Consider the following 18,246-nt stretch of genomic DNA (forward strand, 5'->3'; position numbering starts at 1 on the left):
CGCGCCGGGCGCTACCCGGCTAATTAACCCACTGGATAGTTAGTAGTGGTTGGCTACGGATGTTGCGCCCACGTTTCCCGGGTGTCAAGGGGCGGCGTCGAAGGATCTTGCCGCTGTCGTGCGGGTGATCGGCGTGATCAGTTCGTCGCGCGGTCCGCCGTCAGGTACGCGATCACCATGTCGCCCAGCATCGTCCGGTAGTGCTCGCGCTGGGCGGGGTCCACCAGGTCGCGGCCGAACAGGGCGCCGAACGTGTGCCGGTTGGAGACCCGGAAGAAGCAGAAGGAACTGATCATCGCGTGCAGGTCGACCGCGTCGACGTCGGCCGTGAACAGGCCCGATTCCTGCCCGGCGGCCAGGATGCGGCGGATCACGTCGAGCGCGGGGGAGCCGATCCTGCCCAGCTTCTCGGAGGCGGCGATGTGCTCGGCACCGTGGATGTTCTCGATGCTGACCAGGCGGATGAAGTCGGGGTGCTGCTCGTGGTGGTCGAAGGTCAGTTCGGCGAGACGCCGGATGGCCGCGACCGGGTCCAGGTGCTCGACGTCCAGCTTCTGCTCGGCCTCGCGGATCACGCCGTACGCCCGCTCCAGAACGGCCGTGAACAGCTGTTCCTTGCCGCCGAAGTAGTAGTAGATCATCCGCTTCGTGGTGCGGGTGCGGGCGGCGATCTCGTCGACCCGGGCGCCGTCGTAGCCCGCCCGTGCGAACTCCTGTGTCGCCACGTCGAGGATCTCGGCCTGGGTGCGGGCGGCGTCGCGGATCCGCCCGTTGGGTCGTGCCGGTTCGTCGACGCTGGTCATCGGGTTCCTTCGGGAGTGCGGCCAGTGCCGCAGATTCTAGAAGGCGGGCCGGGTGGCGTCGGCGAGGTCTTCCCAGGCAACCACCGGGCTGATATAGCTAACGTACTAGTTCGTACATTAGCGCTCGGCTCAGGAGGCCCCGTGGCCAAGGACTCGTATCTCGTCGGACTGATCGGTTCCGGCATCGGCCCGTCGCTCAGCCCGGCGCTGCACGAGCGGGAGGCGGACCGGCAGGGCCTGCGCTATCTGTACCGGCTCATCGACATCGACACCCTCGGCGTGCCGCCGGAGGCGGTCGGCGACCTGGTGCGGGCCACCCGGGACCTCGGCTTCGACGGGCTGAACATCACGCACCCGTGCAAGCAGCTGGTGATCGAGCACCTGGACGCACTTGCTCCGCAGGCCGAGGCGCTGGGGGCGGTCAACACCGTCGTTTTCGAGGACGGTCGCGCCGTCGGCCACAACACGGACGTCACGGGTTTCGCCGCGTCGTTCGCGCGGGGGCTGCCGGACGCTTCGCTGGAGCGGGTGGTGCAGCTGGGTGCCGGCGGGGCGGGGGCGGCTGTCGCTCATGCGACGCTCACCCTGGGGGCGGAGCGGGTCACAGTCGTGGACGCGTTGGCCGATCGGGCCGCGGAGCTTGCTGCTTCGCTGAACCGGCACTTCGGGGTGCGGCGGGCGGTTGCGGCAGCCCCGGACCGGCTGGCCCAGTTGCTCGGCTCGGCCGACGGGATTGTGCATGCCACGCCAACCGGGATGGCTGCGCATCCCGGGCTGCCGTTTCCTGCGGAGCTCTTGCACCCCGGGCTGTGGGTTGCCGAGGTTGTCTATCGGCCGTTGGAGACCGAGCTGCTGCGGACCGCGCGGGCGGTTGGCTGTGCCGCTTTGGACGGGGGCGGGATGGCTGTGTTCCAGGCTGCGGATGCGTTTCGGTTGTTCACCGGGCGGGAGCCGGACGCTGTGCGGATGCTTGCCGACTTCGCGGAGATTGCTGTGGAGAGCTCGGTCGGTGAGGCCGTGTGACGGGTGCGGGTTGTTTGTGGTTGCTCGCGCTCACGCGGCGGCAGCCGCAAATCCAACACAGCCCCGCGCCCCTATAGGGGCGCTGTCGTACCCGGCAGTTTGAAGGAGCAGGCCCCATGCTTACGTCCATTGCCACCGTGTCTCTCAGTGGGTCTCTGACCGAAAAGCTCACCGCCGCCTCGCGGGCCGGGTTCGACGGGGTTGAGATCTTTGAGAACGACCTGCTGGCGAGTCCGCTCAGTCCCGAGGAGATCCGGGCCCGCTGCGCCGATCTCGGCCTCAGCATCGACCTCTACCAACCCATGCGGGACATCGAGGCCGTCCCGGAGGACGAGTTCGCGCGTAATCTGCGTCGGGCCCGGCACAAGTTCGAGGTCATGCGGCGGCTGGGGGCCGAGACGGTCCTCGTCTGTTCCAGCGTGAGTCCCCTGGCCGTGGACGACGACGCCCTCGCCGCCGAGCAGCTGAGTCAACTCGCCGATCTGGCACAGGACTCCGGGATCCGCGTGGCCTACGAGGCGCTTGCCTGGGGGCGGCACGTCAGTACGTACGACCATGCGTGGCACGTCGTCGAGACCGCGGACCATCCCGCGCTCGGCACCTGTCTCGACAGCTTTCACATTCTTTCCCGTGGGTCCGATCCCAAGGGCATCGAGGACATTCCCGGCGAGAAGATCTTCTTCCTGCAGCTCGCGGACGCTCCGCTGCTTGCGATGGACGTCCTGCAGTGGAGCCGCCACTATCGCTGCTTCCCGGGGCAGGGCGGCTTCGACGTCGCCGGGCTCGTGCGGCATGTGCTGCGCACGGGGTATGCCGGGCCGCTCTCCCTGGAGGTCTTCAACGACGTCTTCCGGCAGGCCGAGGCCGGGCCGACGGCCGTGGACGCGCAGCGGTCGCTCCTGGTCCTCCAGGAGGCGGTGGGGCCGGCCGAGCTGCCCGCCCCTGTCGTTCCCACGGGGGTTGCCTTCGCCGAGCTGATCACTCCCGACGCCGAGCCGGTGAGCGAGGTGCTCGGGGCCCTGGGTTTCGTCCGGACAGCGCGGCACCGCAGCAAGCCGGTCGATCTGTGGCAGGCGGGGGAGGCCCGAGTGCTCGTCAACACCGGGCCGGCCGCCCGACGGGACGGCACCGGGCTCGCCGCGATCGGTCTGGAGTCCCCGGACCCGGCGGGCGCGGCGCGGCGCGCCGAGGCGCTGCTGGCGCCCGTGCTGCCGCGCCGTCGCGCGAGCGAGGACGCACCGCTGGATGCCGTGGCGGCCCCGGACGGCACGGAGTTGTTCTTCTGCGCGACCGGTCGGCCCCAACTGCCCGACTGGCGTGGTGACTTCGAGGACGCCGAGCATGCCGGGCCGGTGTCCCCGGGTGTGCGGCGCATCGACCATCTGGCTCTTGTGCAGCCCTGGCACCACTTCGAGGAGGCCACCCTCTTCCACCGCAGCGTCCTCGGTCTGTCCGCCCAGGAGAGCGTGGACGTCGCCGACCCCTACGGCCTGTTGCGCAGCCGCGCCGTCGCCGCCGCCGACGGCAGCGTCCGTATCGCCCTGTCCGTCGGTGCGGCACCCGCCGACGACACGGTCCATGCCCAGCACATCGCGCTGGCGACGGACGACGTGGTGGCCGCGGCGCGCCGCTTCCGCGAGGCGGGCGGGCTGCTGCTGGCGATGCCCGCGAACTACTACGACGACCTGGCGGCCCGGTTCGAGTTCGCCGAGGGGGAGCTGGAGACGTATCGCGAGCTCGGGATCCTCTACGACCGGGACCGCTACGGGGAGTTCCGGCACTGCTACACGCGGACCGTGGGCCGGGTCTTCTTCGAACTCGTCCAGCGTGACGGCGGGTACCAGGGGTACGGCGCCCAGAACGCACCCGTGCGTCTGGCCGCGCAGCATGCCGCGCGGCGGCTCACTGGCGGCTGACGGTTCTGGTCACGCCGGTGACGACCGTCGTGGCCAGGATCCAGCCGGTGATGATCAGGGCGTAGGCGAGGTACTGGTACCAGCCGTCCGGCGCGAACGCCTCCTCCTGGCCGAAGGAGATCACCGGCAGCAGCAGGTCGAGGGTGTAGAAGACCGGGTTGAAGTGCGGGGCCTCCGACGCCTTGAGCGCGTGGGGGTGGTGCAGGGCGTAGGCGGTCGAGCCGATGGCGAGGAGCGACAGCAGCCATACGGCTGCGCGCAGCGGGCGGAAACCGTAGCCGACGGTGGCGTCCTGGACGTAGCCCCAGAGGCGGCCGTACCAGGCGCGGGTGGAGCGGAGACGGCGCTGCTTGGCGAGCTGGACCAGGCGGGCGGCGTGGTCGTCGCCGACGCGGCGGTAGGCGGTGGCCAGTTGCTCGTAGGCGTGCGGGACATAGCCCTCGGCATCGCGTTCGAGCATGGGGAGGCGGCGCTCGGCGGGTTCGTGGGGTGTGAGAGTGGTGTACACGAGGCTGCTCAGATAGACCTCGTCGGGCACCACCTCCGGTTCCAGGAACAGGACGTCCACCTGGGCGCGGCGCAGGTTGAGCCGTCCTTCCAAGGGCGGCCCCTTGCGCAGCCAGAGTTCGCCGATGGTGCAGCTGCTCGCCCGCAGGGCCGAGTCGTCCGGGTTCGACAGACGGGAGTACGACAGGTCGAAGCGACCCGCGATGCGTGCGCCGCGCAGGCCGATCCAGCCTGTCGCCTCCACGCGCCGCATCAGGAGGTCGCCTTCCACGACGAGGGTCTGGGCGTCGAGGACGGCGTTTCCGGGGTGGTGGAGCCGGGCGTCGTTGAGGTCGACCGATCCGGCGACGGCGGCCCCGTCGAGTCGTATCTCGCCGTGGGTGCGCAGCCCGGGCGCGCACAGGTCGTCCTCGATGGTGACGTGGCTGAGCCGCAGGACCGGCCCGGTCTCCGACACGGCGGCGAACCGAGCCCGTTCGAGGAACAACACCCCGGAGATGTGCGATCCGCCCAGGTGTACGACTCCGGTGAACCGGCAGCGCGTCAGCCGGACGCTGCCGTCCACGCGGGCCCGCGCGATCATCAGGCCGGGCAGCACGGAGTCACGCAGGTTGAGGTAGGGGAGGTGGGCGCCGGAGAGGTCCGGGGCGTCGGTGAAGTGACAGTGGCTCAGATGGACGATGCTGTCGACCGTCGCGTGTCTCAGGTCCAGGGTGCCGGTGACCCGCGCCCCTTTGACCTTCAGCGCGGCCACTTCCCCCGGCACTCGGGGGCCGTTGAGGAGCAGTGCCCGCAACACCGTTGCTCTTATGCTCCGTTCGGGCCCCCACTGCGCGCCCTCCGCCGTGTCCTCGTCGTCGCCCCCCTCCCGGAAGTCGACCGTCGCCCCCGTCGAAAACGCCCGCCACACCCGCTGCTCGGCCGGCGTCAGATCGTTGATCTCCACAGAGCGGGACTCTAATCCCAGAGCTCCGCATGCCGCCGGTGGGTGTCGGTCAGCCCGTTCACGAAGAACCGCTCGTAGTACTCCCGTTCCACGTGATGGGTCTGCAGCCAGATACCCGGGACGTGGATCGCGTCCGTGTGCGCCGGGAACCTGCGGTGGGTGCGGATCACGTACTCGCAGATGTCGCGGGCGCAGTCGATCACCCGCTCCTCGTACTCGCTCGCCTCCGCGAGATAGCGCTGGCCGTAGTCCTCCTTGTAGATGCGGGTGAAGACGTCCTTGTCGGTGTAGATGCCGCCGGTGCCGAACTTCGAGCCGATCACCGAATCCACCGCGTCCGACATCGACTTGTGCGCGGGCGGACAGGCGGCCGCGATCAGCGCCTCGCCGTCCCGGGAGGTGAGCCCCACCGGATGGGAGCGCAGGGTCGCGTACGCCGGGAGCGGGACGTGCCAGCGCCACACGTCCGCAAGCCGCCAGCGCGGGGTGACGAAGGTGAAGCCGAGCATTTTGCCGTACATGCGCGAGAACTTCGGGTCGCCCAGGGCTATTTGGGGGTTGATCGACGCATGGATCCAGGCGCCGAGGCCCATCGCCTCCGCCGTGAGCATGAGGTTCTGCAGCAGCAGGTCCGCCTCGATCTGGGTGCGCATCGGCCCGAGTGCGCCGAGCGGGAGCTTCAGATCTCCGTTGAGGAAGCCGTTCTTGACCCACTTCTTCACGCCGGCGGGGCGGTAGAAGTTGCGGTCGTCCACCAGCGTCGGGCGTGCTCCGTCCGGCTGGGTCAGCAGGTACATCAACGCGTTGATGTACTGATGGGAGAGGTCTACCACCGGGAAGAACACCGTCGTCCCCGCCAGGTTGGACAGGAAGCGGTTCGAGTCCAGGTACGCCGGGAAGTCCCGTTTGTTCTGGGGTACGTCGAGACGGTGGTCGAGGACCTTCACCTTGGACTGCGCCGCCCGCGCCGCCAGCGTCTCGGCGTCGAAGGGCGCTTGAGGAGCCGGTGGCAGCTTCCGCAGGTAGTACGTACCCGTGTCGTTGATCATGAAGAAGTGGGTGCCCTGCGCGTTGTCCGGGCTGCCCGCCGTGCGGCCCGCCATGGTCAGGTTGGGCTTGGCCATGATGGGTTTGCCGTCGCGCGGGTCCTCGAAGGGGCGGTCCGGCATGGTGAGGCCCGTACAGCCGGTGATCGCGATCAGCACCGCCTCCTCCAGCTCCGACAGCGGCTGCTGGGCATGCGGGGAGCTGTAGCTCATCGACCCGGCAGGCACCGAGGCGCCCCGGCTGACGCGGTGGGTGCGCCGGTGCCAGACCGTGTCCAGCAGGGGCCGGCCGAACAGGTCGGCCAGCCCCGGGTGACCGCCGACGGTGCTCATTCACGGCCTCCGTGCATGTCCCCGTCGCTGGTCGCTCGCACCGTCCGCCACGGCGCGAACGCGCTCGCCCCGCGTGGCAGCAGCGCCGCCAGCTCCGGGCAGTGCCGCAGGATGACTGAGTTCATGCCGCCCCGCTCCACCCAGTCGATACCCAGCGGCGTGTACACCTCGGGCCGGTAGTCGACGTTGAGGAAGCGGTCGGACTGCAGCCGCCGGCTCGCCATGAGGATGAAGATGCGGAACGCCGTGTCGCTGAAGCCGAAGCCGGTCGGCGGGTTCTCCCCGAACAGGCCCACCACCGTGTCGATCTCGTCGACCGAGCGGTAGACGTCCTTCAGCCGGGCCAGGGTCTCGGCGTTCTCCGTGAGCTCCTCGAAGGAGCGGATGCGCTGCTTGTGCAGTCCCTCGCGGAAGTCGTTGTAGCGCGGCACGCCACGACGCCGGGTGCGGACCAGGTCCACCACCGACAAGTCGATGATCTCGCCGTCCCGCTCGAACTGCTGCAGTGCGCGCGGGTAGTTGTGGAGCGTGATCGCGCCGGGATGCGCGATGCCGAACGAGTAGAGGGTGTTCGACAGGCCCGTCTTGCGGATCTGCGACTCGGCCGCCCCGCCCTGGATGTCCAGGAAGCCCACCGTCTCCAGGCGCTGCCCGAAGTGGTGCTCGCGCAGCTCGAAGTCGTCGGGGACCAGCGGGTGCATGCGGTAGACGGTGACGAAGTCCTCCGTCAGCGAGTACGGCGCCGTGTGGTGGTCCGGGAGGGTCTTCGGGATGCCCGTCAGCGAGTGCGCCTCGAACAGCCACAGGCCCAGCTGGTTGAGCCAGTTCTTCGGCGGGCCCTGCCAGTTGGTCTTCAGCGCGATGTCGATCGCCTCGGTGGCGAGGATCGCCGGCGTCCACTCCACCGTGTGGATCTTCGCGATCAGCGCGGAGACCACCAGCCGGGCGGTCTGGTAGATGCGCTCCTCGCTCATCGCCGGGTACTCGGCGCGCAGCGCGGCGCACACGGCGTTGTGCTCGCGGGCGAAGAGGGTGTGCATGGCGCTCAGGCCCATCCACCAGCTCTCGTTGAAGCCGGTGAGCGGGATGTGACCGTTGCTGCCGCCGGGCAGGTGGCCGTCCTCCAGGCGGAGTTCGGCGCGTCCGTCGGCCTCGCGCAGGAAGCGGGCGGTGTGCTCGTCCTCGCCGTACACCTCGGAGCCGTCCCACCAGTGGGAGGCGTTGTTGCCGAAGAGGATCGGGGGCCGGCCCGGCACTTCGATGCCCTCGTTCTCCGCGAACCGCATCACGTTCTCGCCGGGTCCGCCGGGCGTGTTGTGCCAGGGACCGCTGCCGGGCGGCAGGGGCACCTCGACGCTGCGCTCGCCCGGCTTGTAACGGCGGTGGTTGACCCAGTCGTGCACCTGGAACTGGATCCAGGCGGCGGCCAGGATGTTGAGGGAGGTCGCGGGCACGAAGCTCTCGCGGTACAGCAGCTGCCGGCTGACCGTGACCGGGTTCGGGGTGTCGAAGAGGTCCGGGCGGTACTCCGGCTTCAGGTTGCGGCCGAAGGTGGCACCCACCGCGCCCGTCTTCGGGGCCGCCAGATCGTTGTACGTCCCCTCGTACGACCGCTCGCCGCGCAGCTGCTCCGGGATCGGCGCCGGCACCCGCTGGGCCCGCGGCGGCGCCTCACGCGGCTCGGTGTCCATCAGGTTGCGGCGGCGCAGCACCTTGCGCAGGAACACCAGGTTCAGCAGGCTCAACTGCAACGGCAGCCGGTGCCACGGGACATAGCGGTTCAGCAGCGCGAAGGTCGCTTCTATCGGGCGGCCCAGGATGCGGTTGCGCAGGGGTTCCTCGGTGACGAACCTCAGCCCCAGCCGGTGCGCGCTCGCCGCCTGGTACGCGGCCTTCCGGGCCCGGTTGATGTTGCCGAGCGGGCGGAAGTCGTCCGTGGTGTACCAGGGGTTGAAGGCGAGGTCCTCGATCCGGCGGGCGGTCGCGCGGGCCTCGGCGGTGTTCAGGTCCTGGCTCGGAATCGTCAGCCGGGCCACCGCGATCGCGGGCGACACGCCGTCCTTCCACTCCACCGAGGCGTCCTCGACCGGAGTGCGCCGCTCGTCGACGAAGCGCTGCACGCACAGGTCGTAGCTGACCTCCCCCTGCGCCAGCCGGTGCGCGAACTCCCGGTGCAGGGCGTCCGCGTCCCGGCGGTCCGGAGCGGGCGCCGGCGGTGTGCCGGGCGCGGGCCGGAACAGGAACCGCACCGGTCCCGCCTCGCCCCACAGCACCGCGCCGCGGCTCCAGAACGTCTCGTTGGCAAGGGAGTCGACGGTGTGCCGGGTGGCGGCCTGCACATTGCGGCGCATCCGGTTCGCGGTGCCGAGGCCCACGGCCAGCGGCAGCTTCACGAACAGCCCGAACGCCTTCTGCACGGGGCTTTTTGCGCCCGCCATGGCCTTCGCGAAGGCCACGAACTCCCGTGCGTTGCGGGCGTGCGAGACGGGATAGCTGGTTGCCAGCAGGTCGTGGCTCTCCTCGTCCGACACCTGCACGCGTACGGCCGCCCCGCGCAGGTCCGGCGAACCGTCGCCCTGCCGGATCCCGCTCGCGTTGGACAGCCGTACCGTCGCCGGATACTCGGCGCCCGGCTGGGCGAACCCCACCCGCAGTGCGGCGGGGAGATCGTCGTGGAAGCGCAGCCGCGCGTTGTCCACGGCCACCGGCGCCTTGGCATGGAAGGTCCGGGCGATCCCGCCGCCCCCCGCCCGCCGGTTCTTGACCTGCACCTTCATCAGTTCGGCGGCCAGCTGCTCGAACACCAGCCGCTCCGCTTCGGGACTACCGCCTTCGTACCGCTCGTACTGCGGTTCTTGCTGCCCGGTCTCGGCCATCGGTCGTTTCCTCACGCGCACGTTGCGTACGGGACAGGGCCCCGCACGCTACTGGCGGCCGACGCGCGCTCACAGCGATGGTTCGCGCCGATGTGCGCCATCTTGCGCCCCATGCGAACAATTGCACGGTGAACGGCATTTGGGCACGTCAGCCGGGCCTGTGAGAGAGCCGTAACCTGCTGTGCCCGCACCGCGGGCGTTCCCGCTTCCCAGCAACCCCATCCGGCGCCCCCGCCGTGGCCGGGGAACGACTCCTTCCCGGTGACGGTTCGGGGCCATGGTGGGTGCCCACCACCCGCAGACGTCCCGGGGGAGGTCCCAGATGCGGGACACATACGTCAAAGGGCCCAGCTACGCCGCGCTGCGCCCGTGCAAGCCCGAAACCGATCCGAGCAGCTTCCCGGTCTACCCGGACCTGGTGGAACGGCTCGTCGAGGACAAGCACCAGCCCGACCCGGACGGAGTCGTCCCGCATGTGCTGGCGACCTGCGCGGCCTACTCGTACGCCGGGTTCGAGCAGCACAGCGACGTGCAGACCGTTTCCATGATCATGGCGCGGCTCGGTCTGGAGGAGAACGACTGCCGGGCCTTCGAGCAGCGCGTGGACGCCCTGTACATCGCGTCCGCCGCCTATCTGATCCAGGACAAGGACCGCAGGGTCGCGATCCTCTGCTACCGCGGCACCCAGCCCGAGGACATCATCAGCATCCTCACCGACGCCGACGTACGGCCGGAGATGCTCACCGTCGAACTGGAGGGCCGCAAGTACGAGGTCCACGCCGGCTTCTACCGCAACGTCCGTGCCACCCGCCATCTGATCATCGAGGCCCTGGAGCGCGCCGTGCGCGGCGAGTCCCTGAATCCCAGGGAGCAGGGCACCCGAGGCGGTGGCCTGGAGGCCCTCTACATCACCGGGCACAGCCTCGGCGCGGCCATGGCCGCGATCATGGCGGTCACCCTCGTCCACGAGCCGCGCTACCGGCACATCGCCGAGAAGCTCAAGGGCGTCTACACCTTCGGCCAGCCCATGGTCGGCGGCCCCGATCTGGCCCGCGCCTGCGAGGAGACACCCGGCCCGCACCACAACTACGTCCTGCGCGACCGGCTGATCCGCTACATCTTCGACCGGGACGTCGTGCCCGCCCTGCCGCCCCGGCCGGTCGGCCCGTACCAGCCGTTCGGCCGCGAGTTCCACTACCGCAGGCGGCACGGCCTGGTCGACGCCACGCTCACCTTCGTCGCCGACTCGGCGATCGAGGGCCTGACACTGCCGAGCGACCTCCTGCGCACGGTCGTCGACCGGGACTGGGGCGGGCTGCTGGTCCGCGTCACCGAAGGGGTACGACGGTCGGTACGGCCCCTGCTGCGGGCCGGCGGTGAGGGCTGGACCGAGGTCACCGAACCGGGCCTGCACTACCCCCAGATGGACAGCCTGGCGGGTCTGGCCGTGGTGGCGCCGCTGGCGTTCTTCACGACCCGCCTGGCGCTGACCCGCACCATCCCGTTCAAGTACTCCTTCGACGACCACGGCCCGGGCCACTACGTCAACGCGCTTGCTCCGCCGGGGGTGTTGAGCGAGTTCGGAGACGTGCTTTAGTCGCTCCGCGGGTTGTACCGATGTGCGGCTGTGCCGCGGGGCCGCGATGTTCCGGCCCCGGCGCGGGCTGCGATGTGTCGTCGATCGGGTGCGGCGCCGTTGTGGCTGGTCGCGTCCGCGCGGCGGAGGCGCATATAGATACAGCCCCGCGCCCCTTCTGGGGCGCGTTCGCTGTGCCGACGTGCGGCTGCGCCGCGGGACCGCGATGTGCGGCTGCGGGCTGTGATCTGCCGTCGATCGGGTGCGGCGCCGTCGTGGCTGGTCGCGCAGTTCCCCGCGCCCCTTCAGGGCGCCGTCGTGGCTGGTCGCGGCCGCGCGGCGGAGGCGCATATATGTGCAGTCCCGCGCCCCTTCAGGGCGCGGGACAGAAGACCTCGCCCGACCTGCTTGGCCCGGAGCCCCGGGGTTCAGGGACGGGTGTTCCACTCGGCGATCACCGGGCGGTCGTGCTCGGTCGACAGTCGGCTGACGGTGCCCGTCGCCAGTTGGAAGAGACGGCCGTCCGCCGGAGGAAGACCCAGCCGTCGGGCCGTCAGCACCCGGAGGAAATGGGCGTGCGCCACGAGGATCACGTCCCCGTCGGGGAGCGCCGCGTCCACGCGGGACAGTACGCGGTCGGCGCGCTGCCCGATCTGTTCGGGGGACTCCCCGGGGTGTCCGTCCGGGCCGGGCGGCACGCCGTCGGTCCACAGGTACCAGTCGGGGCGGGTGCGGTGGATCTCGACGGTGGTGATGCCCTCGTAGGCGCCGTAGTCCCACTCGTGCAGGTCGGGTTCGACGAACGTCCCGGTGATGCCCGCGAGTTCGGCGGTGCGTATGGCGCGGCCGAGCGGGCTGGTCAGGGCGAGTGCGTAGGTCCGCTGCGAGAGGAGTGGAGCGAGGGACTTGGCCTGCTCCTCGCCGTGCTGGGTGAGGGGCAGGTCGGTCCAGCTGGTGTGCTGTCCCGACACGCTCCACTCCGTCTCGCCGTGGCGGACCAGGAGAAGGTCCCCCACGGCAGACCTACTTCGATTCGACGGCGTGTCCGCCGAACTGGTTGCGCAGGGCCGCGATCATCTTCATCTGCGGGGAGTCGTCCTGGCGGGAGGCGAACCGCGCGAAGAGGGAGGCCGTGATGGCAGGCAGCGGCACGGCGTTGTCGATGGCCGCCTCGACCGTCCAGCGGCCCTCGCCCGAGTCCTGCGCGAAGCCCTTCAGCTTGTCCAGGTGCTCGTCCTCGTCGAGGGCGTTGACCGCGAGGTCGAGCAGCCAGGATCGGATGACCGTGCCCTCCTGCCAGGAGCGGAACACCTCGCGGACGTCGGTCACCGAGTCGATCTTCTCCAGCAGTTCCCAGCCCTCGGCGTAGGCCTGCATCATGGCGTACTCGATACCGTTGTGGACCATCTTGGAGAAGTGCCCGGCGCCGACCTTGCCCGCGTGGACATAGCCGTACGGGCCCTCCGGCTTGAGCGCCTCGAAGATGGGCTGGAGCCGCTCGACGTGCTCCTTGTCGCCGCCGACCATCAGCGCGTAGCCGTTCTGCAGGCCCCACACACCGCCGGAGACGCCCGCGTCGACGAAGCCGATGCCCTTGGCGCCCAGCTCCTCGGCGTGCTTCTCGTCGTCGGTCCAGCGGGAGTTGCCGCCGTCGACGACCGTGTCGCCGGGGGAGAGGAGGCCGCCGAGCTCGTCGACGACGGACTGGGTGGGGGCGCCCGCCGGGACCATCACCCACACCACGCGCGGCGCTTCGAGCTTGTCGACCAGTTCGGCGAGGCTGGCCGCGTCGGAGAGGTCGGGGTTGCGGTCGTAGCCGATGACGGTGTGGCCGGCGCGGCGGATCCGCTCGCGCATGTTGCCGCCCATCTTGCCGAGCCCGATGAGTCCGATCTGCATGGTCAGTTCACTTCTTCCTGAGCGTTCTTGAGCTCGCGGTACGCGGCCACGAGAGCGGTGGTGGAGGGGTCGAGGCCGGGGACGTCCGCGCCATCGGTCAGGGCGGGCTCGACGCGCTTGGCGAGGACCTTGCCGAGCTCGACGCCCCACTGGTCGAAGGAGTCGATGTTCCAGACGGCACCCTGGACGAACACCTTGTGCTCGTAGAGGGCGATCAGCTGGCCGAGGACGGAGGGGGTGAGTTCCTTCGCCAGGATGGTGGTGGTGGGGTGGTTGCCCTGGAAGGTGCGGTGCGGCACCTGCTCCTCGGGGATCCCCTCCGCGCGCACCTCGTCGGCGGTCTTGCCGAAGGCGAGTGCCTGGCCCTGCGCGAACAGGTTGGCCATCAACAGGTCGTGCTGGGCCTTGAGTTCGTCGCTGAGCTCGTCGACCGGGCGGGCGAAGCCGATCAGGTCCGCGGGAATGATCTTGGTTCCCTGGTGGATCAGCTGGTAGTAGGCGTGCTGCCCGTTGGTGCCGGGCGTGCCCCACACCACCGGACCGGTCTGCCAGCCCACCGGGCGTCCGTCGCGCTGCACCGACTTGCCGTTGGACTCCATGTCCAGCTGCTGCAGATACGCCGTGAACTTGGAGAGGTAGTGCGAGTACGGCAGCACCGCATGGGACTGGGCGTCGAAGAAGTTGCCGTACCAGATGCCCAGCAGACCCAGCAGAAGCGGAGCGTTGGCCTCGGCGGGCGCGGTGCGGAAGTGCTCGTCGACGATGCGGAAGCCGTCGAGTAGCTCCCGGAACCGGTCCGGGCCGATCGCGATCATCAGCGACAGGCCGATCGCCGAGTCGAAGGAGTAGCGGCCGCCGACCCAGTCCCAGAACTCGAACATGTTGTCCGGGTCGATGCCGAACTCGGAGACCTTGCCGCCGTTGGTGGACAGGGCGACGAAGTGCTTGGCGACCGCCTTTTCTCCCCCACTCTCGAATTCGCTCGAGCGGGAGGGGCCCCCATCGTCGAGCCCGCGCAGCAGCCAGGTGCGCGCCGAGGTCGCGTTGGTGATCGTCTCGATGGTGGTGAAGGTCTTGGAGGCGACGATGAACAGCGTCTGTGCCGGGTCGAGGTCGCGGACCGCCTCGTGCAGGTCGGCTCCGTCCACGTTCGACACGAACCGGAGGGTCAGCGACCGGTCGGTGAATGCCCGCAGCGCCTCGTAGGCCATCGCGGGGCCGAGGTCGGAGCCGCCGATGCCGATGTTGACGACGTTCCTGATCCGCTTGCCGGTGTGGCCGGTCCACTGCCCGGAGCGGACCTGCTCGGCGAAGGCGGCCATCTTGTCGACGACGCGGTGGACGCCGGGCACGACGTTCTCGCCGTCCACCTCGATCACCGCGTCCCGAGAGGCGCGCAGTGCGGTGTGCAGGACGGCCCGGTCCTCGGTGACGTTGATCTTCTCGCCGCGGAACATGGCGTCGCGCAGCCCGAACACGTCGGCGGCGGTGGCGAGTTCCTGCAGCAGGGCCAGGGTCTCGTCGGTGATCAGGTGCTTGGAGTAGTCGATGCGCAGGTCGCCCACGCGCACGACGTACCGCTCCGCACGCCCGGGGTCGGTTGCGAACAGCTCACGCAGCACCGGCTGACCCTGGGCGCGGTGGTCCTCCAGAGCGGCCCACTCGGGGCGCCGCGTCAGCTGAGGGGAGTCAGACATGAGAGACGGTCTCCTTGGTGGCCTCGCCCCGCAGGGCGACGGCGTACATCTCGTCCGCGTCGAGGCGCCTGAGCTCCTCGGCGATGAGTTCGGAGGTGGTGCGGACCTTCAGCGCGAGGGTGCGCGAGGGCTGGCCCGGCAGGGTGAGCGTGGCCAGCGGGCCCTCGGGGCGGTCGATGACGATCTCGCCGTCCGCGGTCCCGAGCCGCACGGCCGTGACGACCGGGCCCGCGGTGACCACGCGGTCGATCTTCACGTTCAGCCGTGCCTCCAGCCAGCGCGCCAGCAGCTCGGCCGCCGGGTTGTCGGCCTCGGCCTCCACGGCCCCCGACACGATCCTGGTGCGGGCCTGGTCCAGGGCCGCGGCCAGCATCGAGCGCCAGGGCGTCAGCCGGGTCCAGGCGAGGTCGGTGTCGCCGGGCGCGTAGGAGCGGGCCCGCTGCTCCAGGGTCTCGGCCGGGCTCTCGACGGCGTACAGGTCGGTGATCCTGCGCTGTGCGAGGGCGCCCAGCGGGTCCTTGGCGGGCACCTCGGGTGCGTCCACCGGCCACCACACGACGACCGGGGCGTCCGGCAGCAGCAGCGGCAGGACGACCGAGTCGGCGTGGTCGGACACCTCGCCGTACGTCCGGAGGATGACCGTCTCGCCGGTACCGGCGTCGGCGCCCACCCGGACCTCGGCGTCCAGCTTGGAGGCCATGCGGTCGCGCGGGGTGCGGGCCTGCCGCCTGATGACGACCAGGGTGCGCGAGGGGTGCTCGTGCGAGGCCTCCTCGGCCGCCTTGATCGCGTCGTAGGCGTTCTCCTCGTCCGTGACGATGACCATCGTCAGGACCATGCCCACGGCGGGTGTGCCGATGGCGCGGCGGCCCTGCACCAGCGCCTTGTTGATCTTGCTTGCCGTGGTGTCGGTCAGGTCGATCTTCATGGCCTGCGCCAGCTCCGTCCGTCTCGTGCGAGCATCTCGTCGGCTTCCTCGGGTCCCCAGCTGCCCGAGGGGTACTGCGCGGGCTTGCCGTGCCGCGCCCAGTACTCCTCGATCGGGTCGAGGATCTTCCAGGACTCTTCCACTTCCTGGTGACGGGGGAACAGGTTGGCGTCGCCGAGCAGCACGTCCAGGATGAGCCGCTCGTACGCCTCCGGGCTGGACTCCGTGAAGGACTCGCCGTAGGCGAAGTCCATCGACACGTCCCGGATCTCCATCGAGGTGCCCGGCACCTTGGAGCCGAAGCGGACCGTCATGCCCTCGTCGGGCTGGACGCGGATGACGATCGCGTTCTGCCCGAGCTCCTCCGTGGCGGTGGAGTCGAAGGGGGAGTGCGGGGCCCGCTTGAAGACGACCGCGATCTCGGTGACCCGGCGGCCCAGCCGCTTGCCGGTGCGCAGGTAGAAGGGGATGCCCGCCCAGCGGCGGTTGTCCACCTCCAGCTTGATGGCCGCGTAGGTGTCGGTCTTCGAGTTCGGGTCGATGCCGTCCTCCTGCAGATAGCCGAGGACCTTCTCGCCGCCCTGCCAGCCCTCCGCGTACTGCGCGAGAACGGTGTGCTCGCCGAGCTTCTCCGGCAGCCGCACCGACTTCAGCACCTTGAGCTTCTCGGTGAGCAGCGACTCCGCGTCGAACGCGATCGGCTCCTCCATGGCGGTGAGCGCCATCAGCTGCAGCAGGTGGTTCTGGATGACGTCACGGGCGGCGCCGATGCCGTCGTAGTAGCCGGCCCGGCCGCCGATGCCGATGTCCTCCGCCATGGTGATCTGGATGTGGTCGACGTACGACCGGTTCCAGATGGGCTCGTACATCTGGTTGGCGAAGCGGAGCGCCAGGATGTTCTGGACGGTCTCCTTGCCCAGGTAGTGGTCGATGCGGAACACCTGGTCCGGCTCGAACACGTCGTGCAGGAGCGCGTTGAGGTCACGGGCGCTCGCCAGGTCGCGTCCGAACGGCTTCTCGATCACCGCGCGCCGCCAGGAACCCTCGCGCGGGCTCGCCAGACCGTGCTTCTTCAGCTGCTGGACGACCTTGGGGAAGAACTTCGGCGGTACGGAGAGGTAGAAGGCGAAGTTGCCTCCGGTGCCGCGGGAGGCGTCCAGCTCGTCGACGGCCGACTTCAGCTGCTTGAACGCCGTGTCGTCGTCGAAGTCGCCAGGGATGAACCGCATGCCCTCGGCGAGCTGCTGCCAGACCTCCTCACGGAACTCGGTGCGCGCGTGCTCGCGGACGGCGTCGTGCACGACCTGCGCGAAGTCCTGGTCCTCCCAGTCCCGGCGGGCGAACCCGACGAGCGAGAAGCCCGGCGGCAGCAGCCCGCGGTTGGCGAGGTCGTAGACGGCGGGCATCAGCTTCTTGCGGGACAGGTCGCCGGTGACGCCGAAGATGACGAGCCCGGACGGGCCCGCGATGCGCGGGAGCCGGCGGTCGCGCTCGTCGCGCAGGGGGTTGGTCCAGTCGAGCGCCGACTCGACCGTGGCGTGCTCGGTCATTCCGTCTCAACTCCCTTGCTGTCGAGGGACTTCGTGACGGCGTCCAGCAGGTCCTGCCAGGCCGTCTCGAACTTGGCGACGCCCTCGTCCTCGAGCTGCTGCACGACCTGGTCGTAGGAGATCCCGAGGGCCTCTACGGCAGCCAGGTCGGCGCGGGCCTGCGCGTAGCCGCCGGTCACCGTGTCGCCGGTGATCTCGCCGTGGTCGGCGGTGGCGTTGAGGGTGGCCTCCGGCATGGTGTTGACGGTGCCGGGCGCGACCAGCTCGTCCACGTACAGGGTGTCCTTGTACGCGGGGTCCTTCACGCCGGTCGAGGCCCACAGGGGGCGCTGCTTGTTGGCACTGGCACCGGCGAGGGCGGTCCAGCGCTCGCCAGCGAAGACGTCCTCGTAGGCCTCGTAGGCGAGACGCGCGTTCGCGAGCGCCGCCTTGCCCTTGAGGACGGAGGCCTCGGGGGAGCTGAGGCCGTCCAGCCTCTTGTCGATCTCGGAGTCGACGCGGGAGACGAAGAAGGAGGCCACGGAATGGATGGTCGAGAGGTCGAGGCCCTTGGCCGAGGCCTTCTCCAGGCCCGCCAGGTAGGCGTCCATGACCTCGCGGTAGCGCTCCAGGGAGAAGATCAGCGTGACGTTGACGCTGATGCCGAGGCCGATGACCTCGGTGATGGCCGGGAGGCCCGCCTCGGTCGCCGGGATCTTGATCATGACGTTGGGCCGGTCGACCAGCCACGCCAGCTGCTTGGCCTCGGCGATCGTGGCCTTGGTGTGGTGGGCGAGGCGCGGGTCGACCTCGATGGAGACCCGGCCGTCGCGGCCGCCGGTGGCGTCGTACACGGGCCGCAGGATGTCGGCGGCGGCGCGGACGTCGGCGGTGGTCATCATCCGTACGGCCTCTTCGACCGTGACGCCGCGGACGGCGAGGTCGGCGAGCTGCTCCTCGTAGCCCTCGCCGGAGCCGATGGCGGCCTGGAAGATGGACGGGTTGGTGGTCACGCCCACCACGTTGCTGTTCTCGACGAGTTCGGCGAGGTTGCCGGACTCGATCCGCTTGCGTGACAGGTCGTCCAGCCAGATGGAGACGCCCTCGTCGGACAGGCGCTTGAGTGCTCCCGCGGTCGCGGTTGCTTCGGTCACTTTGATCATCTTC

Annotated in this window: 13 protein-coding genes; 3 read left to right on the plus strand and 10 right to left on the minus strand. The window is 69.9% G+C overall.

Annotated elements, in window-relative coordinates:
* Positions 1-137 precede the first annotated feature (137 nt).
* Positions 138-803 (minus strand): TetR/AcrR family transcriptional regulator, encoded by a 666-nt coding sequence (locus EDD92_RS39090; protein ID WP_123968662.1) that lies wholly within the window; start codon positions 801-803, stop codon positions 138-140.
* Positions 804-944: 141 nt separating this feature from the next.
* On the opposite strand from EDD92_RS39090, the gene EDD92_RS39095 reads away from it, so the two are divergent.
* Together EDD92_RS39095 and EDD92_RS39100 are read left to right on the plus strand one after the other, a co-directional pair.
* Complete coding sequence (locus tag EDD92_RS39095; RefSeq protein ID WP_123968663.1) at positions 945-1,826, plus strand: shikimate dehydrogenase; 882 nt, start codon at positions 945-947, stop codon at positions 1,824-1,826.
* A gap of 116 nt (positions 1,827-1,942) precedes the next feature.
* Positions 1,943-3,742 (plus strand): bifunctional sugar phosphate isomerase/epimerase/4-hydroxyphenylpyruvate dioxygenase family protein, encoded by a 1,800-nt coding sequence (locus tag EDD92_RS39100; protein ID WP_123968664.1) that lies wholly within the window; start codon positions 1,943-1,945, stop codon positions 3,740-3,742.
* On the opposite strand, the gene EDD92_RS39105 is transcribed toward EDD92_RS39100, so the two are convergent.
* From EDD92_RS39105 to EDD92_RS39115, 3 genes are read right to left on the minus strand one after another with little or no spacing between them, the layout of a single operon-like run.
* The gene (locus tag EDD92_RS39105; RefSeq protein ID WP_123968665.1) at positions 3,729-5,195 is read right to left on the minus strand and encodes a membrane-associated oxidoreductase; all 1,467 of its coding nucleotides are present in this window, start codon (positions 5,193-5,195) and stop codon (positions 3,729-3,731) included. The genes EDD92_RS39100 and EDD92_RS39105 overlap by 14 nt on opposite strands.
* An 11-nt stretch (positions 5,196-5,206) precedes the next feature.
* Positions 5,207-6,574 (minus strand): hypothetical protein, encoded by a 1,368-nt coding sequence (locus EDD92_RS39110; protein ID WP_123968666.1) that lies wholly within the window; start codon positions 6,572-6,574, stop codon positions 5,207-5,209.
* Positions 6,571-9,450, minus strand: a complete 2,880-nt coding sequence (locus EDD92_RS39115; protein ID WP_123968667.1) for a peroxidase family protein — start codon at positions 9,448-9,450, stop codon at positions 6,571-6,573. The genes EDD92_RS39110 and EDD92_RS39115 overlap by 4 nt, the downstream gene beginning before the upstream one ends.
* A gap of 322 nt (positions 9,451-9,772) precedes the next feature.
* On the opposite strand from EDD92_RS39115, the gene EDD92_RS39120 reads away from it, so the two are divergent.
* Positions 9,773-11,047, plus strand: coding sequence for a lipase family protein (locus tag EDD92_RS39120; protein ID WP_123968668.1), 1,275 nt, complete (start codon positions 9,773-9,775; stop codon positions 11,045-11,047).
* A 407-nt stretch (positions 11,048-11,454) separates the two neighbouring features.
* On the opposite strand, the gene EDD92_RS39125 is transcribed toward EDD92_RS39120, so the two are convergent.
* From EDD92_RS39125 to tal, 6 genes are read right to left on the minus strand one after another with little or no spacing between them, the layout of a single operon-like run.
* On the minus strand, positions 11,455-12,042 hold the full coding sequence (locus EDD92_RS39125) for a histidine phosphatase family protein (protein ID WP_123968669.1): 588 nt from the start codon (positions 12,040-12,042) through the stop codon (positions 11,455-11,457).
* Between the two features lie 7 nt (positions 12,043-12,049).
* The gene (gnd, locus tag EDD92_RS39130) at positions 12,050-12,925 is read right to left on the minus strand and encodes a phosphogluconate dehydrogenase (NAD(+)-dependent, decarboxylating) (RefSeq protein ID WP_123968670.1); all 876 of its coding nucleotides are present in this window, start codon (positions 12,923-12,925) and stop codon (positions 12,050-12,052) included.
* Positions 12,926-12,927: 2 nt separating this feature from the next.
* Positions 12,928-14,622 (minus strand): glucose-6-phosphate isomerase, encoded by a 1,695-nt coding sequence (pgi, locus tag EDD92_RS39135; protein WP_123968671.1) that lies wholly within the window; start codon positions 14,620-14,622, stop codon positions 12,928-12,930.
* Positions 14,615-15,550 (minus strand): glucose-6-phosphate dehydrogenase assembly protein OpcA, encoded by a 936-nt coding sequence (gene opcA, locus EDD92_RS39140; RefSeq protein ID WP_123968672.1) that lies wholly within the window; start codon positions 15,548-15,550, stop codon positions 14,615-14,617. Before opcA ends, pgi begins: the two co-directional genes overlap by 8 nt.
* Positions 15,547-17,100, minus strand: coding sequence for a glucose-6-phosphate dehydrogenase (gene zwf, locus EDD92_RS39145; protein ID WP_123968673.1), 1,554 nt, complete (start codon positions 17,098-17,100; stop codon positions 15,547-15,549). Before zwf ends, opcA begins: the two co-directional genes overlap by 4 nt.
* Positions 17,097-18,242, minus strand: coding sequence for a transaldolase (gene tal / locus EDD92_RS39150; RefSeq protein WP_123968674.1), 1,146 nt, complete (start codon positions 18,240-18,242; stop codon positions 17,097-17,099). Before tal ends, zwf begins: the two co-directional genes overlap by 4 nt.
* Between the last annotated feature and the right edge of the window lie 4 nt (positions 18,243-18,246).

Origin of the sequence: Streptomyces sp. TLI_185 (genome assembly GCF_003814765.1) — a bacterium.
Classification (GTDB): domain Bacteria; phylum Actinomycetota; class Actinomycetes; order Streptomycetales; family Streptomycetaceae; genus Streptomyces.